The organism is Streptomyces sp. NBC_00388 (assembly GCF_036061255.1).
GTDB lineage: Bacteria > Actinomycetota > Actinomycetes > Streptomycetales > Streptomycetaceae > Streptomyces.
This window is the reverse complement of the sequence record NZ_CP107948.1, coordinates 5,605,102-5,623,388: the sequence shown is the minus strand read 5'-3', so window position 1 is coordinate 5,623,388 and position 18,287 is coordinate 5,605,102. Positions and strand designations below refer to the sequence as shown.

At 71.1% G+C, this 18,287-nt stretch carries 20 protein-coding genes and 1 pseudogene; 2 read left to right on the top strand and 19 right to left on the bottom strand.

Going from position 1 to position 18,287, the window contains the following annotated elements; all coding sequences use genetic code 11:
• Window positions 1-68: 68 nt before the first annotated feature.
• Window positions 69-620, top strand: a pseudogene (locus OG917_RS25265) (peptidoglycan DD-metalloendopeptidase family protein); the annotation flags it as partial.
• 332 nt (window positions 621-952) lie between these two features.
• Here the strand turns inward: OG917_RS25265 and OG917_RS25260 are convergent.
• The 18 genes from OG917_RS25260 to proS form a co-directional block, all read right to left on the bottom strand.
• Window positions 953-1,492 carry a TetR/AcrR family transcriptional regulator gene (locus tag OG917_RS25260; protein ID WP_328322172.1) on the bottom strand — a complete coding sequence of 180 codons (540 nt, stop codon included), beginning with the start codon at window positions 1,490-1,492 and terminating at the stop codon, window positions 953-955.
• Between the two features lie 91 nt (window positions 1,493-1,583).
• Entirely contained in the window at window positions 1,584-2,420 is an 837-nt protein-coding gene (whiG, locus tag OG917_RS25255; protein WP_328319888.1) for an RNA polymerase sigma factor WhiG, read from the bottom strand.
• A 208-nt stretch (window positions 2,421-2,628) separates the two neighbouring features.
• Window positions 2,629-3,798: a DNA-processing protein DprA gene (gene dprA, locus OG917_RS25250; protein WP_328319887.1), complete on the bottom strand. Its 1,170-nt coding sequence runs from the start codon at window positions 3,796-3,798 to the stop codon at window positions 2,629-2,631.
• The gene (locus OG917_RS25245; protein ID WP_328319886.1) at window positions 3,795-5,417 is read right to left on the bottom strand and encodes a YifB family Mg chelatase-like AAA ATPase; all 1,623 of its coding nucleotides are present in this window, start codon (window positions 5,415-5,417) and stop codon (window positions 3,795-3,797) included. Before OG917_RS25245 ends, dprA begins: the two co-directional genes overlap by 4 nt.
• Window positions 5,417-5,776 (bottom strand): YraN family protein, encoded by a 360-nt coding sequence (locus tag OG917_RS25240; RefSeq protein ID WP_328319885.1) that lies wholly within the window; start codon window positions 5,774-5,776, stop codon window positions 5,417-5,419. The genes OG917_RS25245 and OG917_RS25240 overlap by 1 nt, the downstream gene beginning before the upstream one ends.
• Before the next feature lie 129 nt (window positions 5,777-5,905).
• The gene (locus tag OG917_RS25235) at window positions 5,906-6,214 is read right to left on the bottom strand and encodes a DUF2469 domain-containing protein (RefSeq protein WP_003965949.1); all 309 of its coding nucleotides are present in this window, start codon (window positions 6,212-6,214) and stop codon (window positions 5,906-5,908) included.
• 55 nt (window positions 6,215-6,269) lie between these two features.
• Entirely contained in the window at window positions 6,270-6,758 is a 489-nt protein-coding gene (locus tag OG917_RS25230; RefSeq protein WP_328319884.1) for an NUDIX hydrolase, read from the bottom strand.
• A complete protein-coding gene (gene lepB / locus OG917_RS25225) occupies window positions 6,748-7,497 on the bottom strand; it encodes a signal peptidase I (RefSeq protein WP_328319883.1) in 750 nt (249 codons plus the stop codon). Before lepB (OG917_RS25225) ends, OG917_RS25230 begins: the two co-directional genes overlap by 11 nt.
• Before the next feature lie 45 nt (window positions 7,498-7,542).
• Window positions 7,543-8,514, bottom strand: a complete 972-nt coding sequence (lepB, locus tag OG917_RS25220; protein WP_328322170.1) for a signal peptidase I — start codon at window positions 8,512-8,514, stop codon at window positions 7,543-7,545.
• The gene (gene lepB, locus OG917_RS25215) at window positions 8,429-9,508 is read right to left on the bottom strand and encodes a signal peptidase I (RefSeq protein ID WP_328319882.1); all 1,080 of its coding nucleotides are present in this window, start codon (window positions 9,506-9,508) and stop codon (window positions 8,429-8,431) included. Before lepB (OG917_RS25215) ends, lepB (OG917_RS25220) begins: the two co-directional genes overlap by 86 nt.
• Window positions 9,501-10,265: a signal peptidase I gene (gene lepB / locus OG917_RS25210; protein ID WP_328319881.1), complete on the bottom strand. Its 765-nt coding sequence runs from the start codon at window positions 10,263-10,265 to the stop codon at window positions 9,501-9,503. Before lepB (OG917_RS25210) ends, lepB (OG917_RS25215) begins: the two co-directional genes overlap by 8 nt.
• A gap of 33 nt (window positions 10,266-10,298) precedes the next feature.
• The gene (gene rplS / locus OG917_RS25205; protein ID WP_328319880.1) at window positions 10,299-10,649 is read right to left on the bottom strand and encodes a 50S ribosomal protein L19; all 351 of its coding nucleotides are present in this window, start codon (window positions 10,647-10,649) and stop codon (window positions 10,299-10,301) included.
• Window positions 10,650-10,780: 131 nt separating this feature from the next.
• Window positions 10,781-11,602, bottom strand: coding sequence for a tRNA (guanosine(37)-N1)-methyltransferase TrmD (gene trmD, locus OG917_RS25200; protein WP_328319879.1), 822 nt, complete (start codon window positions 11,600-11,602; stop codon window positions 10,781-10,783).
• A complete protein-coding gene (gene rimM, locus OG917_RS25195) occupies window positions 11,602-12,147 on the bottom strand; it encodes a ribosome maturation factor RimM (RefSeq protein ID WP_328319878.1) in 546 nt (181 codons plus the stop codon). The genes trmD and rimM overlap by 1 nt, the downstream gene beginning before the upstream one ends.
• A 135-nt stretch (window positions 12,148-12,282) precedes the next feature.
• Window positions 12,283-12,522: an RNA-binding protein gene (locus tag OG917_RS25190; RefSeq protein ID WP_328319877.1), complete on the bottom strand. Its 240-nt coding sequence runs from the start codon at window positions 12,520-12,522 to the stop codon at window positions 12,283-12,285.
• Between the two features lie 2 nt (window positions 12,523-12,524).
• A complete protein-coding gene (gene rpsP / locus OG917_RS25185; protein ID WP_328319876.1) occupies window positions 12,525-12,983 on the bottom strand; it encodes a 30S ribosomal protein S16 in 459 nt (152 codons plus the stop codon).
• A 163-nt stretch (window positions 12,984-13,146) separates the two neighbouring features.
• Window positions 13,147-13,740 carry a hypothetical protein gene (locus OG917_RS25180; protein ID WP_328319875.1) on the bottom strand — a complete coding sequence of 198 codons (594 nt, stop codon included), beginning with the start codon at window positions 13,738-13,740 and terminating at the stop codon, window positions 13,147-13,149.
• A gap of 287 nt (window positions 13,741-14,027) precedes the next feature.
• On the bottom strand, window positions 14,028-15,464 hold the full coding sequence (proS, locus tag OG917_RS25175; RefSeq protein WP_328319874.1) for a proline--tRNA ligase: 1,437 nt from the start codon (window positions 15,462-15,464) through the stop codon (window positions 14,028-14,030).
• A gap of 221 nt (window positions 15,465-15,685) precedes the next feature.
• On the opposite strand from proS, the gene OG917_RS25170 reads away from it, so the two are divergent.
• Window positions 15,686-16,528: a methyltransferase domain-containing protein gene (locus OG917_RS25170; RefSeq protein ID WP_328319873.1), complete on the top strand. Its 843-nt coding sequence runs from the start codon at window positions 15,686-15,688 to the stop codon at window positions 16,526-16,528.
• 122 nt (window positions 16,529-16,650) lie between these two features.
• Here the strand turns inward: OG917_RS25170 and ffh are convergent, their stop codons facing one another.
• A complete protein-coding gene (gene ffh / locus OG917_RS25165; RefSeq protein ID WP_328319872.1) occupies window positions 16,651-18,192 on the bottom strand; it encodes a signal recognition particle protein in 1,542 nt (513 codons plus the stop codon).
• Window positions 18,193-18,287 lie beyond the last annotated feature (95 nt).

Sequence of the window (18,287 nt, the reverse complement as noted above, 5' to 3'; positions counted from 1 at the left end):
ACCGCCCCGCTGTCCACAGATACCGGCCAAGATCCCCGCCGGCCCGTGTTCCGGGGGACGGTTTCCCCATGCTCCTGAACGAGACTGCCCCGGATCACCACGCCCGCGGGGCCGGCACAGCGGCGCGGGCCGCACGGTCCGCGCGGCTGCTCCTGGCCGCGGTGTGCGCCGCATTCGCCCTGGTGGCTGCCGTGGCTGCGGTACCGGCCGCCGGCACCGCGACCGTGATGACGGCCGGGCTCGCCGCCGGGCCCACCCCCAGCGGGGCTCGCGCGCTGTCCGGGAGAGCGGCGAAGCCGACCGGATCCGTGCCGGCCGCCGGCCGCAGCTGGCCGGTGACCGGGCGGCCCCGGATCGTCAACGGCTGGGACCCTCCCGCCACTCCGTACGGGCCGGGGCACCGCGGGGTGGACCTCGCCGCCGCACCCGGTACACCCGTGCTGGCGCCCGCCTCCGGCCGGGTCACGTTCGCGGGCCGGGTGGCCGGGCACGGGGTGCTCACCATCGCGGTGTCGGGCACCCCGCTGCGCACCACGTACGAACCGGTCCTGGCGACCGTCACGGCAGGGGACGAGGTCACCGCCGGACACCCTGTCGCCGTACGGGAGAGCGGACCGTCCCACTGCCCGTCGGGCTGTCTGCACTGGGGGCTGCTGCGCGGTGACGTCTATCTGGACCCGCTGTCGCTGCTCCCTCCCGGACTGCTGCACCTGGGACCGTCCAGGCTTCTGCCGGTATTCGGGATCCCAGAGATCCCAGGCCCGGTACGGGCGACAGCGCACGCACGGACGGCGCACGCACGGGCGACGGCGCACGCACGGACGGCGCACGCACGGGCGACGGCGCACGCACGGGCGGAGCACGGAGGCGCCGAGCCGCGGATCGCGAACGGACGGGAGACGGAGACGGACGACGGACGGCGGCCTGGGGGCACGGGCCCCGCGGACCGGTGTCAGCCGCGGACGCCGCCCAGGGCCATCGCGACGGCCGCGTCGGCCACCATGGCGGGGTCCTCGGCCGACCCGGATTCGATACGCCGCACCGCCGCGTCCACCACCCCCTGGAGCAGCATCGCCGCCAGCCGCGGCTGGTCGTGGTGCAGGGCTTCGAGTGCCTCGACGATCATCGCGATGAGGCCGCCGTGCGCAGCGCGGATCTTCTCCCGGGCGCCCGCGTCCAGCTCCCCGGCGGAGATGGCCACCACGGCCCGGTGGCGCTGGTCGCCGACCAGGGCCAGCTGCTGGCGCACGTAGGCCTCGACCTTGCCCGCCGGATCGGGGGCGCTCTCCATCGCGGACTCGATCTCCGCGGCCCAGACCGGGAAGTCGGCAGCGCAGAGCTCCTCCACCACAGCGGCGCGCGAGCGGAAGTACTCGTACACGGAGGAGCGCGCGAGACCGGTGCGCTCGGCGAGAGCGGGGAAGGTCAGCGCCTCCGTGCCGCCTTCGGAGAGGAGGGTGCGGGCGGCGTCCAGCAGGGCGCCGCGCTGCATGGTTCGGTGTTCGGCCACGGAGGCCGCTCGAATCCTGGGCACGGGCCCACTTTACGGAAGCTCCTCCGGCAGGGACGATTCGCCTGCGGAATCAGCGCCCTACGTCCGAGAGCTTGGCGCGGAGCTGCAGGACCGACTTGGTGTGGATCTGGCTGACCCGGCTCTCCGTGACCCCGAGGACATTCCCGATCTCGGCCAGCGTGAGTCCCTCGTAGTAGTAGAGGGTCACCACGGTCTTCTCCCGGTCGGGGAGGGTGTTGATGGCACGGGCCAGCAGCCTGCGCAGCTCGCGGCCCTCGGCCAGCTCGACCGGGTTGTCCGCTGCGGTGTCCTCCAGGGTGTCCATCAGGCTCAGCCGGTCGCCGCCCTCACCGCCGACGTGCAGCAGCTCGTCCAGGGCGACCACGTTCGCCAGCGACAACTGGCTGAAGACGGCGTGCAGTTCCTCGACCGCGATCCCCATCTCCGCCGCGACCTCGGCCTCGGAAGGGGTGCGGCGCAGCTGGGCCTCCAGGGTGGCGTAGGCACGCTCGACGGCGCGCGCCTTCTGCCGGACCGAGCGGGGGATCCAGTCGAGCGCGCGGAGTTCGTCGATCATCGCGCCGCGGATCCGGGTGATCGCGTAGGTCTCGAACTTGATGGACCGCTCGATGTCGAACTTCTCGATGGCGTCGATCAGCCCGAAGACACCGGACGACACGAAGTCGGCCTGCTCGACATTGGGCGGCAGCCCCACGCTGACCCGTCCCGCCACGTACTTCACCAGGGGCGAATAGTGCAGGATCAGCTGTTCGCGCAGCCGTTTGTCGCCCGTCGACTTGTACGACCGCCACAGCTCATCGAGCGACGACGGCGCGGGGGGCCGAATATGGCCACGTGCAGCCGGTGGCGCTGCCGCGCGGTCGGACCCGGACGTGTGCTGGGGCATTCGTTGCCTTGAGCCGTTCTGCTGGGACCTGCGTGGGACTTGTTTTGAGCCGAATTCCTTGTGAGCGTAGCGTGACTGGGGCATCGCAGGGCGCAATGAGTGCGCCTGAGCGGCCGTGTGACATCGCCGCACGGACCGCCTCCGGGAGGTGATGCCGGGAGGCCCCTGCCGAGGCTGCGACATCACCTTTTCACCCGATTGCCCCAGGTCAAGCATCGCCTCGCCGCGCGTCGGCGATCTGTGGCGCCCCCGGCGCCAACTGCCATCCTTCGGTACGCCGTTCAACGAACCCCAACGAGTGGAGTTCGTACAGCCTGGCGAGCGCTTCGTCCGCCGTCGTGCCGGCCTCACGGGCGACATCGCGCCCCTCCATCGCCCCACGGCCCGGGAGAGCCTCCAGCACCCGGGCCGCCACCGGCCCGAGGAGATCCCGCGGCAGGACCGGACCGCGCCTCTCGGGCGCTAGGTCGCCGATGTCCCCGACCAGCTCGGCGACTTCGGCCGCATCGGTGACCAGGACACCGCCGCCGCGCAGCAGTTCGTGCACACCGGCGGAGAGCCCGCTGGTGACCGGTCCCGGGACCCCCATCGTGTACCGGCCCAGCCGTTGCGCGCTGCGCGCGGTCGCCAGCGAGCCGCTGCGGTACTCCGCCTCGACGACCACCGTCCCGCGGGTGAGCGCGGCGATCACGCGGTTGCGGAGGATGAAGCGGCTGGGGGTGGGGTGATCACCCGGCGCCAACTCGCTGATGAGCAGGCCCTGTTCGGCGATCCTCCCGATCATCTCGGCATGGCCGCGCGGATAGACCGTGTCGACGCCGCAGGCCAGCACCGCGACGGTGGCTCCGCCTGCGGCGAGCGCCCCGCGGTGCGCGGCGCCGTCGACACCGAAGGCGGCCCCCGATACGACGACCCAGCCCAGCTCGGCGAGGCCGGAGCCCAGCGTGGCCGCCATATGCGCACCGTAGGCCGTACAGGCACGGGCGCCGACCACCGCGACGGAGCGCAGTGCCCATATCCGCAGATGGGGGCGGCCCCGCACCCAGAGTCCGATCGGCCGGGCGTCCGCCAGATCGTCGAGCTGCGCCGGCCACTCCTGGTCGCCCGGGCAGATGAACCGCCCGCCGCCCGCGTCCGCCGCCCGCAGGTCCCGCTCGGGCCGCGCCGCCGCCGCGCGCAGCCGGTAGCCCCCCAGCCGCCTGGCACTCACGCCGGGGAGCGGCCGCGCCTCCCCGCCCCCGGCAGTGCGCAGCCGCCGCCACAGCTCGGCCGCGCCCAGCTCCCGCAGCCACCGGCCGCCCTGTTCGTCGCCCGGCTCCATGACCCGGGTCAGCGCGGCCCGGGCCAGCCGCTCCTCCCCGCAGACGTCCTGGCTCATCCGGCGTCCTTCCCTGCGGCCTGCAGCGCCCCACGGTCCACCCCGGTACGCAGCTGGAGAGCGAGCGCCACGTCCCGGGAGCCCGGCCGGTCACGGCCGGCCAGGTCGGCGACCGTCCAGGCCACTCTCAGCACCCGGTCGAGGCCGCGCGCCGTCAGCAGTCCTCGTTCCATGTCGCGCTCGGCCGCGGCGAGCGCTCCTGGCGCGGCCGTCCACCTCGTCCGCAGCTCGTGGCCCGGCACCTCGCTGTTGGCGTTCCACGGCGTGCCGGCCAGCCGCGCGGCGGCCCGCTCCCGGCCTTCCCGTACGCGCGCGGCCACCACCGCCGACGACTCGCCCGCCTCCCCGTGCCCCATGAGGTCCGAGCGGCGGACCGGCTCCACCTGGACCCGGAGGTCCACCCGGTCGAGGAGGGGGCCGGAGAGCCTGGCCTGGTAGCGCCGGACCACCGACGGCGGGCAGTCGCACCCCGAGCCGTTCAGGGTGTGCCGGCCGCAGGGGCAGGGGTTGGCGGCCAGCACCATCAGGAACCGGGCGGGCAGGCGCACCACTCCGGCGCTGCGTGCGATCACCACCTGGCCGGACTCCAGGGGCTGCCGGAGCGCGTCGAGCGCCCGAACAGAGAATTCAGGCGTTTCATCCAGAAAGAGGACACCCCGATGGGCCAGGGTCACGGCTCCCGGCCGCGGCAGTCCGTTGCCGCCGCCGACCAGCGACTGCATGGTCGCCGAATGGTGCGGCGCGCAGTACGGCGCGGTCCGGATCAGGGGCTCTCCCGGCGGGAGGATGCCGGCCACCGAGTGGACCGCGGTCACCTCCAGGGATTCCTGCCTGGTCAGGGGAGGCAGGATTGCCGGAAGCCGTTCGGCCAGCATGGTCTTGCCCGCGCCCGGGGGCCCGTGCAGCAGCAGGTGATGGGCGCCGGTGGCGGCGACCTCCAGCGCCTTTCTGGCCGCCGGCTGTCCTGCCACGTCCGCGAGATCAGCACCTGATCCCCGCCCCGCCCCCGGGGCCAGCCCGGTACCGGCCCCGGTGCCCGGCACCATCAGCCCGGCCAGCATCGAATCCGGACGCCCCTCCACCGGAGCCGCCTCTTCGGGCACCGGCTCACCGCTCAGCACGGCGATGAGCTGCCGCAGACTCCGCACCCCGAGCACCGAGACACCCGGCACGAGCGAGGCCTCCCCCGCTGTCTGCTCGGGGACCACGACCTGGCGGTACCCCGCCTCCGCCGCCGCCAGCACGGCGGGCAGGATGCCGCGCACCGGCCTGACCCGGCCGTCGAGTCCCAGCTCCCCGATGAGCACCAGATCGGCGATCTCCTTGGGGTCGATGCGCTCGGCGGCACCCAGGACGGCGCAGGCGACGGCCAGATCGAAGCCGCTGCCGCTCTTCGGGACCGACGCGGGGCTCAGCCCGACGGTGAGCTTCTTCTGTGGCCACTCGGCGCCGGAGTTCACCACGGCCGCCCTGACCCGGTCCCGGCTCTCGATCAGGCTCTTGTCCGGCAGCCCCACCAGCGTGAAGGCGGCGATGCCCGGTTCGAGATCCGCCTGGACCTCCACCACCACGCCGTCGACGCCGACCAGCGCGACCGAACACGCCCGCGCGAAGCCCATCAGGCCACCCCCCGCGCATGCTCGACGAGCGGGGCCCCGCGGCGGGGCAGCAGCACGCCGACCAGATCGATCCGCACCCCGCCGGGCGGCGCCCCGCCGTGCGCGGCGATCCAGCGCTCGGCGAGGCGTCTGAGCCGCTCGGCCTTGACCGGGGTGACCGCGGCCATCGGATGTTCGAAGGAGCCTTCCCTGCGGGTCTTCACCTCGCAGACGACCAGCGCGTCACCGTCGCGCGCCACGATGTCGATCTCGCCCGACCTGCACCGCCAGTTCCGCTCGACGACGGTCATTCCGGCTCCGGCCAGCGTCCTTGCCGCCAGCTCCTCGCCGTACCGCCCGAGTGCCCCCCGTGCGTCCATACCGGCACCACCTCCGGCACCGACCCTGCCGCCCGGGGAGCCGGCATGTGGATCTTGGTGGATTACTCGCCGGTTGTGGACAACCCGGCCACCCGGCAGCCGGGCACCCGGGAGTCAGCCACCCGGCAGTCAGCCACCGGGGAGTTCGAGGTCGCTCTTGTTGAGCTCCTCGATGTTCACGTCCTTGAAAGTCAGCACGCGTACCTGCTTGACGAACCTGGCCGGCCTGTACATGTCCCAGACCCAGGCGTCAGCCATCGACACCTCGAAGAAGACCTCACCCTGTACGGAGTGCACCTGCATCTCGTAGTCATTGGTGAGGTAGAAACGCCGCTCGGTCTCGATCACATATTTGAACAGGCCGACAACGTCGCGGTACTCCCGGTAGAGCTTCAGCTCCATCTCGGTCTCGTACTTTTCGAGGTCCTCGGCGCTCATGGCATGTTCCCCTTCAGCCGTGCGTCCCCCTATTGTGCGCCGCTCCCCTGCGCCCCTAGACGATTTCCGGGGCCAGGACCACCGGTGCAGCCGGGGGACCCTCGTCGAGCAGCGTGCGCAGCAGCCCGGCGAGCCTGGTCGGGTACACCGTCTCACGCGTCGCAGACAGTTCGGCGGAAGTCCACCACCTCAGCCCCGCGACACTGCGCTGCTCCAGCGGGGTCAGCCCGTCCATGGCGGTCGCCGTCCGAGTGGTTCGCCCGAGAAAATACCGCTCGTCCTGGTTCCACCGGCGGCCGTCGAACGGGAACGAGCACGTCCGGGTCCACAGCACAGGCCCGAGCTCCACCGCGTCGATGCCGGTCTCCTCGCGTACCTCCCGGAGCGCCGCCTGCTCGTGGGTCTCCCCCGCCTCGACACCTCCGCCGGGGGTGAACCACCAGGTACGGGCAGGTTCGTCCGGTTCGAAGCCGTGCATCAGCAGGATCCGGTCGGCCGGGTCGAGCAGGATCACGCGTGCGGCCTGGCGCAGCTCAGCCGACACCGGCCGCGACCTTCTTCCTGCGGCCCAGCCGCCGGGCGAGCGGGCCGTAGACCGAACCGCCGAGGATCAGCACGACACCGGCCAGTACGGCCGCGACCACCAGCTTCAGCGGCCCGGGGCGGGAGACCCCGCCGGGGAGCGCGGCGAAGCCCTTCGGCCGTTCGATCGCCCCGCCGCTCAGCGGCCAGGCGATGGCGTCCACCCGCGCCGACACCGTCGAGCGCGGCACCGAGCCGTGATCGGCGTCCTGGAGGTGGACACGGGAGTCCATCGAGTTGGTGCGCTCGTCACCGAGCAGGAAGAGCCGCCCCTCGGGGACCTTCACGGTGAAAGCCATCGCGGAGGCACGCCCCCTGGAGAGCGAATCGACCTTGAGGTAGGGCTCGTCGATCCCCTTGCCGTTCACAGTGAGCCGGCCCCGGGTGTCGCAGCACGCGACCTCGTCGCCGCCGACTCCGACGACCCGCTTCAGCATCGGCATGTCGCCCCAGTCGGGATCCTTGAAGATCACCACGTCCCCGCGGCGTACCGCACTGCTGTCTATTCGCTGTGCCAGCACCCGGTCCCCGACCTGAACGGTCGGGGTCATCGAATCGGTCGGCACGGTATACGGCTTGTACTCCACCGCACCCCAGGCGAACCCTCCGAGAAAGAGCACGCAGCCGACGGCCACGGCCAGACCCGACAGCGCACTGCCGAGCCGGCCGCCACCGCCACTCGTACGTACTGTTCCGCTCATCCCAGCGCTCCCCCACATCGGAGATCGACGATCTGGGAGGGCACCTTACCCGGCGGTACCCTCGCGGGTCAGCCTGCGCCTGCGGCGGATCACCAGCGGAACCGCCCCGGCGAGCCCCAGCGCCCCGGGAGCAAGCGATCCGGCGGCGTTGATGCCCTTCTGGTCGAACGTGCCCGGAACGCCCAGCCACGACCAGCGGTTGACCGGCCAGGCCACGACGAAGGCCCGCCCGACGACCTCCTTGTCGGAGACCGTGCCGCCACCGGGCAGTTGCTGGTGGTAGCGGGAGTCGAGCGAATCCTGGCGGTGGTCGCCCATCACCCAGATCCGGCCCTTGGGCACGTGGATGGGCCCGAACGGCTGGTCGTCGCACGGGGTGTTGCCCGGGTAGATGAACGACTTCTCGGAGAGCTCCTTGCCGTTGACGACGACCGGGCCGCCCTTCTTGCAGGAAACCGTGTCGCCGCCGACCGCGATGACCCGCTTGATCAGGTCCTTCTCCTCCGCGGACGGCATCAGACCGATGAAACTCAGGAACTTCTGCGCCACGTTCGGAGTCGGGGTCGGCTCGCCCTCCAGCCAGCCGCCCGGGTCGTGGAAGACCACGACGTCGCCCCGCTCCGGCTTCGAGCCGAACCACGGAGTCAGTTTGTCGACCAGTACCCGGTCGCCGCGCTGCAGCGTGTCCTGCATCGAGTCGGAGGGGATCGAGAACGCCTGGACCAGGAACGTCTTGATCAGCAGCGCCAGGATCAGCGCGATGCCGATGAGGAGCGGCAACTCCTTCCAGAAGGAGCGCTGTTTCTTCGGTCCCCTGTCCCCGCCGTCCTCGGCGTCCCCGGCGGGGCCGTCCGGCCCGCCGGGGCCGTTCTGCCGGCCGCCGGCCCTGTGCAGGCCGCCCGCCCTGTCGGAGCCGTCGGACCACCCGCCCTCAGAGGCTTCGGTCCCCGCGCCGCCAACGGGCGGCCCGGGCCGTTCCTCTGGCTCTTCGTGTCCGGATCGCGCGCCGACCGCCACGTCCCCCACATCCACTCCTCACTCCGTGCCGTCGCCTGCCTCCGAGGAGACGCAGGCCCACCACTCCCATAACGAGCGGAAGTTCCGCAGGAGTCGGGAGCGGGAAGTTTACGTGCCGTTCCTGGGAAGCGAGACCGTACGGCGCCGTACCGTGCGGATCCGCCGTACCCCCGGCCCCGTCCGGGCCCGCGGCCCCGGACGCCACCGACGCGAAGGTGGCGGGCTCCTTGAGGCGGCTCCAGTGGCCCAGCGGCCAGGCGATGACGACCGCACGCCCCACCACACCGCTCTCCGGCACCGTCCCCTGATAGGGCTCGTCCAGGTGGAACCGGGAATCCGCCGAGTTGGACCGGTGGTCCCCCATCACGAAGAGCCGTCCGCGCGGGACCTTCACGTCGAACTTCAGCTGTGAGGGCGGGTTCCCGGGATGGAGATACGGTTCGTTCAGCGGGAGGCCGTTGACGGTGACTCTGCCGTTGCCGTCGCAGCACTTCACGGTGTCGCCGCCGACCCCGATGACCCGCTTGATCAGGTCCTGTTCGTTGTCCGACGGCAGCAGTCCGATGAAGGTCAGACCGGCCTTGAGCTCCTTGACGAGGAACGGGCTGTTCTGTGCCTTCGTCTCCTCGGGAGGCAGCCAGTGGCCGGGGTCCTTGAAGACGACGACGTCGCCGCGCTGCGGCTTCGAGCCGAACCAGGGCGTGAGTTTGTCCACCAGCACCCGGTCACCGATCCGGATCGTCTCCTCCATCGAACCCGAGGGGATGACGAACGCCTGCACCAGGAACGTCTTGAGCACCAGCGCGATGACGACCGCCACGATGATGAGGACGGGGATCTCCCGCGCCGTGGACCTGCGGCGCCGCCGCTGGACCCTGCGCGCGAGCCTGCGCCGCTCGGCCCTGGTGGGCAGCGCGCGCCCGCCTCCGGGGCCGCCTGCCGCCGGGGCGCCACCGCTCTGCGCGCCGCTGCGGTCCCTGCCCCGGTTACCCATGGCTGCCGCCGGCCGCCGGCACTCCGTCGAAGGCTCCGGTCCTTCCCAGCGAGGACCAGCGGCCGAACGGCCAGCCGATCCAGCCGGCCCGCCCGATCACCTGCTCCACCGGCACCATCCCGCCCCCCGGATCACCGAGGTGGTCGCGGGAGTCGCTGGAACGGGAGCGGTGGTCGCCCATCACCCAGAGGGTTCCGGCGGGTACCACGATGTCGAAGGGCACCTGGGAGGGCGGGTTGCCCGGGTACAGATAGCCCTCGTCCACCGGCCGCCCGTTCACCTGGATCCGTCCGCGCCTGTCGCAGCAGACCACATGGTCGCCCCCCACCCCCACCACACGCTTGACGTAGTCGGCGCCGGCGGGCGCGACGAGCCCCAGCGCAGCAGCGGCGCCGCGCACCACCCGGGTCACGGGGTTCTGTGCGGGCGCCTCCTGCACGAAGGAGCCGGTGCCGTCGAAGACGACCACGTCGCCGCGGCGCGGCAGATCGCCGAAGCGGTACGCCAGTTTGTCCACCAGCACCCGGTCACCCACCTGGAGCGTGGGCTCCATGGACCCGCTCGGGATGAGGAACGGCTGCATCACCCAGGTACTCAGCAGCAGCACGAACACCAGGCAGGCGAGGGCCAGCAGCCCGGCCTTGCGCCAGGGCCCCCCGGCCGGCACCGCGAAACGCACAGAGCGCGACCGCTCCCCCTCGGACGTATCCGGGCCGGGTGAGCGGTCGCGCTCCTTGTGCTGTGCTTCGGTGTCCATCGGGGCCAGAGCTTAACCGGCCGCCCTGTGGACTCAGTGGTCGCGCTTCTCCTTGATCTTCGCGGCCTTGCCGCGCAGCTCACGGAGGTAGTACAGCTTCGCGCGGCGGACGTCACCGCGGGTGACGAGCTCGATCTTCTCGAAGATCGGGCTGTGCACCGGGAAGGTACGCTCGACGCCGACCGAGAAGGAGACCTTGCGGACCGTGAAGCTCTCGCTGACGCCGGCACCCTGGCGGCGGATGACGACACCCTTGAACTGCTGGATACGCGAGCGGTTGCCCTCGATGACACGGACGTGCACGTTGACCGTGTCACCGGCGCGGAACGCCGGGAGGTCGGACCGCAGCGAGGCGGCGTTGACGTCGTTGAGCAGGCTGGTCATGATCTTCTGCTTTCTTCGCCGATGCCACAGGTCATCGAGCGGAATCATCGTGATGAGTTCGGGAGCTGATCGCGTCGGACGGTCGTCGTTCCCCCTGTGGCAGGGGCGCACGCCGGACGTACAGCAGGGGCCTATTCTTCCACGGCTCCGGGCTCTCGCCCAAATCGTCCTGTGGGACCCTGCTTCCAGCCCAGGATCGAGAGCATCTCGCGGTCCTTCTTGCCGAAGGAAGCGGGGTCGCCGCGCTCCAGCAGGTCCGGCCTGTTGAGGTCCGTACGCCGGAACGCCTCGTCCCTGCGCCAGCGGGCGATCTTCCCGTGGTGACCGCTCAGCAGGACGTCCGGAATGGACCGGCCGCGCCACTCGGGCGGCTTCGTGTAGACGGGGCCTTCGAGGAGATCGGCCATCGCGCCGGCGGCGAAGGAGTCGTCACGGTGCGATTCGGCGTTGCCGAGCACACCGGGCAGCAGCCGGGCGACGGCTTCCGTGATCACCAGGACGGCGGCCTCGCCGCCGGCCAGGACGTAGTCCCCGATGGAGACCTCGTACACCGGCATCCGGGTCGCGTACTCGTCGATGACCCGGCGGTCGATGCCCTCGTACCTGGCGGGCGTGAAGACCAGCCAGGGACGCTCCGAGAGCTCGACGGCGACCTGCTGGGTGAAGGGCCGTCCGCTGGGCGTGGGCACGACCAGGACGGGGCCGGAGGCGCCGGCCTCGTAACCGGTGGCCAGGACCTCGTCCAGCGCTTCGCCCCAGGGCTCGGTCTTCATGACCATGCCGGGGCCACCGCCGTACGGGGTGTCGTCGACCGTGTTGTGCCGGTCGTACGTCCAGTCGCGCAGGTCGTGCACCTGTACGTCGAGGCGGCCGCGGGCCCGCGCCTTGCCGACCAGTGAGACGTTCAGCGGTTCCAGGTACTCGGGGAAGATCGTGACGACGTCGATCCGCATCAGTCGTCGTCCCGGGCGCCGGCGACCTCGGCCTGGGCGTCGTCGATCAGACCGGGCGGCGGGTCGATGACGGCCCGCTGCTCCTCCAGGTCGATCTCGGTGACGATCTCCTCGACGAAGGGGATCATGACCTCGCTGCCGTCGGGCCGCTCCACGATGAAGAGGTCCTGCGAGGGCAGGTGGGTGATCTCGGTGATCCGGCCCACCTCGGTGCCGTCGGCCAGGACCACGTCGAGATCCATCAGCTGGTGGTCGTAGAACTCCTCGGGGTCCTCCGGCGTCTGCTGCGGATCGACATCGGCGATCAGCAGGGTGTTCCGGAGCGCCTCGGCGCCCGTCCGGTCCGTGACCCCCGCGAAGCGCAGCAGCAGCCTGCCGCTGTGCACCCGGCCGGTCTCGATCGTCAGCGGCCCGGTGGCCGCGGGCTCGGTGGCGAGCACCGCACCGGGTCCGAGCCGCAGCTCGGGCTCGTCCGTGCGCACCTCCACGGTGACTTCGCCCTTGATCCCGTGGGCGCGCCCGATCCGTGCGACTACCAGTTGCACGCTTCGCTCCTCTTTCCGCTGGTTCTCTGGTCGTTCCGGTCCTGCTGCTCCACGGCCGCCCCGCCTGCCGCGGACGACAAAGGCCGGGGACGGCTTCTCAGCCCTCCCCGGCCCGAGCCGGTGTTCAGCTACTTCTCAGTGGACCTGGTCCACGTCGACGAGGTCGACACGGATACCACGGCCACCGATGGCGCCCACAATGGTGCGCAGGGCGCGCGCGGTGCGGCCATTGCGGCCGATCACCTTACCGAGGTCATCGGGATGCACCCGGACCTCCAGCACCTGCCCGCGACGGAGGTTGCGCGAGGCGACCTGTACGTCGTCGGGGTTGTCGACGATGCCCTTCACGAGGTGCTCGAGAGCCTCCTCGAGCATGCTCAGGCCTCGGTCGGCTCAGCGGCGGACGCCGAGGGCTCCGTGGCCGGAGCCGCCTCGTCCGCCTTCTTGTCGGCCTTCTTCGCCTTCGGGGTGATGGCCTCACCCTTCGGCTCGTCGCCCTCGATGGACTTGGCGAACGCCTCGAACGCGGCGCGCTTGTCGACCTTCGGCTCCGGCTGCAGCAGCGGCGCGGGGGCCGGGAGGCCCTTGTGCGCCTGCCAGTCACCGGTGAGCTTCAGGATGGCCATGACCGGCTCGGTCGGCTGGGCACCGACGGACAGCCAGTACTGGGCACGCTCCGAGTTGACCTCGATGCGCGACGGGTTCTGCACCGGGTGGTACAGGCCGATCTCCTCGATGGCCCGGCCATCACGGCGGGTACGGGAGTCGGCGACGACGATGCGGTAGTGAGGCGAACGGATCTTGCCCAGACGCTTCAGCTTGATCTTGACTGCCACGGAAGTGGTGTCTCCTGGTCTTGACGTGGTTGGGCACAACGAGATGCCACGTGGGGTTGCGGTACTCGGGTGCCCGATGGACGCGTCAGCCGGAGGACGAGAGGGTTCCTGTGCGGCTGTCGAGTACAGCTAGCCATTGTGCCATACGTTGCGGTACCCCGGGTCAGCCGGCCGCAGCGACCACTTCCGGGATACGGAAAGCCTTTCCGCAGCCACCGCAGACGATGGGCGCCTGCGCCAGCACGGACGGAACGACCCGGACATTACGGCCGCAGTCGCAGACCGCCTTCACCCGCACTCCGCCCCCGGAGGAACCGTGCCGGGCGGCAGGTCCGCGGAAGGAGCGCTTGGTGTCGGAGGCCGTCGCGACGGTGTGCGCCTTGAGCGCACGCTGGAGCCGCTCGATGGTCTGGCGGTATCTGCGCTTCGCCTCGGGGTTGAGCGAGACCAGCGAGAAGCCGCTGCTGGGATGCGGCTCCTCGGGATGGTCGAGCCCCATCTCCTCTGCGATCGCCAGGAATCGTCGGTTGTGGTAGCGGCCGGCGCGCGAGGTGTCGCGGACACCTCGCGCGGCGGCGATGCCGTGGACTGCCTCATGGAGCAGTCGCTCGAAGGAGAGTTCAGCGCCGCAGGCGGACGAGGACTCGCCGATCAGGGACTCGGGCGCGGCTAGATCCGGCAGCTCGGGGTGGTACCGCTGAATATCGGCCCACGCCTGCGCCAGCTCTGCGGCGAGGACAGTTGGTGTCGTGCTCACGTCGTGACAACGAGCCGGGGTACCGCTGTGTTCCTATTCCGGGCCATCCCAAATAATTTGCACGTACCCGTCAGTTGCCCTTGATGCGTCCGGACGCGGGCGGGTGCGCTGATCTGCGGAGAAGCCGCACAGCTCACACCAAGGTGGTACGTAGGGTCGCGTACGCCCCGGCGCGCAGCCATGGGTCGCGCTCCGGTCGGAGCCCTACCGGCCGGCGCGCAAGGGCCGTTTCGGCCGAATCCACCGACGATCACCGGCCGCGCCCGGGGGCCGGACCGGCGCCGCCGCTAGTACGCCCGCGCGACCAGAGCGACGGTACCTGGGGCGTCGTCCGACTCCGGCACCGACCCGTCCTCGGCGACCAGACACCGCACCGAGGCCGAGTGCGCGGCGAGCGCGGCCTCGCCCTCCGGCCCGAGGAGCGCCCACGGAATCCGGGCCCAGCCGCCCGCAGCCGCCGCTTCCGCGGCCTCGGCGACCGTCCGTACGTCACTGGTACGGGCCTCCCGGCGCTCCCGCGACTCGCGCAGCAGCAGCGACTGCGCCTCTTCGAGCACCCCGGGCAGCAGCCGGGCCAGATCGCCGGCCCGTACGGACTCCTTGCCGGCGGGGCCGCCCGGGTCCTGCTCGTCCAGCACCCGGCGGACCAGCACCGCTGTCCCGCCGGCCAGGTCCCTGGGGCCGATCTCGATCCGTACGGGTACGCCCTTCAGCTCCCAGTCGACGGCCCTGCGGCCGAAGGGGATGTCGGTGCGGTCGTCGACGCGGACCCTGATCCCGGCCGCCCCCAGCTGCGCACCGATCTCGCGGGCCTTCGCCACGGCCTCGTCCCCCTTGATGGCGACGATCACCGCCTGGACGGCCGCGAGCCTCGGCGGCACCCGCAGCCCGCTGTCGTCGCCGTGCGACATGATCAGCCCGCCGATGAGCCGGGTCGTGGCGCCCCAGGACGTCTGCCAGACCAGCTCCTGGGTGCCGTCCTTCGACAGGTACCCGGTGTGGAACGCCTTGGCGAAGTTGGTGCCGAGTTCGTGGCTCGTGCCCATCTGGAGGGCCTTGCCGTCCCCCATCATGGCTTCGAGCGTCAGGGTGTTGATGGCGCCGGCGAACCGCTCCGCCGCGGTCTTGCGGCCGAGCACCACATCGATGCCGAGCACGTTGACCATGAAGTCCGCGTAGACCTCCCGGTGGATGTGCGCGGCGTAGTCATGCGCCTCCGACCTGCTCGCATGGGCGGTGTGGCCCTCCTGCCAGAGGAATTCCGTGGTCCGCAGGAACACCCGCGGCCGCATCTCCCAGCGGACCACATTCGCCCATTGGTTGATGAGCAGCGGCAGATCGCGGTAGCTCTGCACCCATTTCGAGAAGTATTCGTTGACGATCGTCTCGGATGTGGGCCTGACGACCACCGGCTCTTCGAGCTCCTTGCCACCCGCGTGGGTGACCAGGGCGAGTTCGGGGGCGAATCCCTCGACATGCTCAGCTTCGCGAGTCAGGTAAGACTGGGGGATGAAAAGCGGGAAGTAGGCGTTCTGAGCGCCCGCGGCCTTGATGCGGGCGTCCAGCTCCTGCTGCATCCGCTCCCACAGCCCGTAGCCGTACGGGCGGATGACCATGGTGCCTCGCACCGGACCGTTGTCCGCGAGTTCGGCCTTGTTGATCAGGTCCTGGTACCAGCGGGGAAAGTCGTCCGCCCGGGGCGTGAGAACGGGAGCCTTTTTCATGGCGCGAATCGTACGGCGAGTACCTCCGGGAACGTGACTGCTTTTCGCGCCCGGAGACGCACAGTCAGGATGCATATTCCGGCAACGCAAGCATTGCCTCACCCCCTCTGGACTTGAGCGCCGATGCGGAGTTCTCTGGGCAGCGGGACAGTGCGCGCACATCTGCACGGGGGTTTTGCACACAGGGCACAACTGATCTCTCGGCGAATTGGGGCGCTTCGATGTCATCAACGCTCGTCCGGAACCACCGGTCCGTGACTGCGACTCCCACTGAGGAAGCAGTCGCGCGAGCCCGCGACTGGGCCGAGATCCAGGAACGGATGCTGGTGCCGCTCTACGAGGCGGTCTACAAGCGACTGGACGCCGGCAGCGCTACCCGGCTGCTCGGCGTCGGCTGCGGCTCGGGGCTCGCGCTGCTCATGGCGGCCGCCCGCGGAGCGCGCGTCACCGGTGTGGACACGCACGCCGAGCGCATCGCGCTGGCGCGGGAGCGGCTCCTCCCCGACGGTGCGGAAGCCCCGTCGGACGCACGCCGCGGGAGGGCCCGCCTGGTGCATGGCGGGCCCGCGGACGCCTCGGGCGACCCGGCAGCGCCGTACAACCTGCTGACGGCCTTCGAGCCCATGGGCGGCGTGCCGGGTGACCCGGACGGCCCAAGCCCCGCGGTCGAGGACGCGGTGCCGCTGATGGAGCGCGGCAGCGCGGTGGTCCTGACCGGCTGGGGGCCGCCCGAGCGCTGCGCGGCATCGGCCGTGCTGCGGGTCGCCACCCGGCTGGCCGATGCGGTGCGCCAGCCGCGCCGGGACGATCTGGAGGAAGTTGCGGCGCGGGCCGGGCTGAAGCTCGACGGGTCGGGCCGGGTCGCCTGCCCGTTCGGGTACGCGGATGTCAAGAGTGCGGTGCGGGGGCTGCTGTCGACCGGGCTGTTCGACGCGGCGATACGGGCGACCGACCGGGACCAGGTGAAGAAGGAGGTCGCCGAGGCGCTCCACCCCCATCTGCGGCGCGACGGCACGGTGTGGATGCCGAACGTCTTCCGCTACGTGGTCGCCAGGACCGCCTGAACGGCGCAGAGCGCCGCAGGACCGCTGCGGCAGACACGCGGGAGCGGCCCGTACCCCCGGAGATCCAGGGTTACGGGCCGCTCCGCCGGGTGTACCGGGCGCGCTCCGCGGGAGTGGTGCGCTCAGCCCATGAACTTCTTGAACTCGTCCGGGAGCTCGAAGTTCTGCGCTTCCTCACCGGACGGCAGGCCCTGGGCGCCGCCCTGCTCACGGCGGGCGGCTGCGGCCTCCTCGTCGGCCTTGCGCTTCATCGGGTTACCGCTCTTGCGCTTGCCCTTGGCCTGCTTCTGCTGCTTCTTCTGCCGGCCGGGGCCGCCCCCCATGCCGGGCATGCCCGGCATCCCCGGCATGCCGCCGCCCTGCGCCATCCTCGACATCATCTTGCGGGCCTCGAAGAACCGCTCCACCAGGCTCTTCACGGCGCTGACCTCGACGCCCGAGCCCTTGGCCACCCGGGCCCGGCGCGAACCGTTGATGATGGTCGGGTCCTGGCGCTCGGCGGGGGTCATCGACTTGATGATCGCGGCGGTGCGGTCCACGTCGCGCTCGTCGATGTTGTTGATCTGTTCCTTCATCTGCCCCATTCCGGGCAGCATGCCGAGCAGCTTGGAGATGCTGCCCATCTTCCTGACCTGCTCCATCTGGGCCAGGAAGTCGTCGAGCGTGAAGTCCTTGCCCTTGCTGCTGGCCAGCTTGGAGGCCATCTGCTCGGCCTCGGCCTGGCTGAAGGTCTGCTCGGCCTTCTCGATCAGGCTGAGCACGTCGCCCATGCCGAGGATCCGGGACGCCATGCGGTCCGGGTGGAAGGTGTCGAACTCGTCCAGCTTCTCGCCGTTGGAGGCGAACATGATCTGGCGGCCGGTGACATGCGCGATCGAGAGGGCCGCGCCACCGCGGGCATCGCCGTCGAGCTTGGAGAGCACCACTCCGTCGAAGCCGACGCCGTCGCGGAAGGCCTCGGCGGTGTTGACCGCGTCCTGGCCGATCATCGCGTCGACGACGAAGAGGACCTCGTCGGGGCTGACGGCGTCGCGGATGTCCGCGGCCTGCTGCATCAGCTCCTGGTCGATGCCCAGCCGGCCGGCGGTGTCGACCACGACCACGTCGTACTGCTTGGACTTCGCGAACTCGATCGAGTCCTGCGCCACCTTGACCGGGTCACCGACGCCGTTGCCCGGCTCGGGGGCGAACACGGCGACGCCCGCGCGGTCGGCGACCACGCTCAGCTGGTTGACGGCGTTGGGGCGCTGGAGGTCACAGGCGACCAGCAGCGGGGTGTGGCCCTGGCCCTTCAGCCAGAGGCCGAGCTTTCCGGCGAGGGTCGTCTTGCCCGCGCCCTGGAGCCCCGCGAGCATGATGACGGTCGGCGGCTGCTTGGCGAAGCGCAGGCGGCGGGTCTCGCCGCCGAGGATGCCGACGAGCTCCTCGTTGACGATCTTGATGACCTGCTGGGCGGGGTTCAGCGCCTGGGAGACCTCGGAGCCGGCCGCGCGCTCCTTGATCTGCTTGATGAAGGCACGGACGACGGGCAGGGCGACGTCTGCTTCGAGCAGGGCGATACGGATTTCGCGCGCGGTGGCATCGATGTCCGCCTCGCTGAGGCGCCCTTTGCCCCGGAGGTTCTTGAAAGTCGCGGCAAGGCGGTCGGAGAGGGTATCGAACACGGCGGTCGCGGATCCTCGGGTCGGGGGCGGGGGGACGGCTGGACCCCAGGGTATCCGGACGTGGCGGGTCGGGTCTGCCCCTGCCCCCGGCAGAG

Coding starts and splice junctions, on each gene's coding strand:
- OG917_RS25260 (WP_328322172.1), bottom strand. CDS start 1,492: ATGCAGCGCGGCGCCCTGCTGGACGCCGCCCGCACCCTCCTCTCCGAA.
- whiG (WP_328319888.1), bottom strand. CDS start 2,420: ATGCCCCAGCACACGTCCGGGTCCGACCGCGCGGCAGCGCCACCGGCT.
- dprA (WP_328319887.1), bottom strand. CDS start 3,798: ATGAGCCAGGACGTCTGCGGGGAGGAGCGGCTGGCCCGGGCCGCGCTG.
- OG917_RS25245 (WP_328319886.1), bottom strand. CDS start 5,417: ATGGGCTTCGCGCGGGCGTGTTCGGTCGCGCTGGTCGGCGTCGACGGC.
- OG917_RS25240 (WP_328319885.1), bottom strand. CDS start 5,776: ATGGACGCACGGGGGGCACTCGGGCGGTACGGCGAGGAGCTGGCGGCA.
- OG917_RS25235 (WP_003965949.1), bottom strand. CDS start 6,214: ATGAGCGCCGAGGACCTCGAAAAGTACGAGACCGAGATGGAGCTGAAG.
- lepB (WP_328319883.1), bottom strand. CDS start 7,497: ATGAGCGGAACAGTACGTACGAGTGGCGGTGGCGGCCGGCTCGGCAGT.
- lepB (WP_328319882.1), bottom strand. CDS start 9,508: ATGGGTAACCGGGGCAGGGACCGCAGCGGCGCGCAGAGCGGTGGCGCC.
- lepB (WP_328319881.1), bottom strand. CDS start 10,265: ATGGACACCGAAGCACAGCACAAGGAGCGCGACCGCTCACCCGGCCCG.
- rplS (WP_328319880.1), bottom strand. CDS start 10,649: ATGACCAGCCTGCTCAACGACGTCAACGCCGCCTCGCTGCGGTCCGAC.
- trmD (WP_328319879.1), bottom strand. CDS start 11,602: ATGCGGATCGACGTCGTCACGATCTTCCCCGAGTACCTGGAACCGCTG.
- OG917_RS25190 (WP_328319877.1), bottom strand. CDS start 12,522: ATGCTCGAGGAGGCTCTCGAGCACCTCGTGAAGGGCATCGTCGACAAC.
- proS (WP_328319874.1), bottom strand. CDS start 15,464: ATGAAAAAGGCTCCCGTTCTCACGCCCCGGGCGGACGACTTTCCCCGC.
- OG917_RS25170 (WP_328319873.1), top strand. CDS start 15,686: ATGTCATCAACGCTCGTCCGGAACCACCGGTCCGTGACTGCGACTCCC.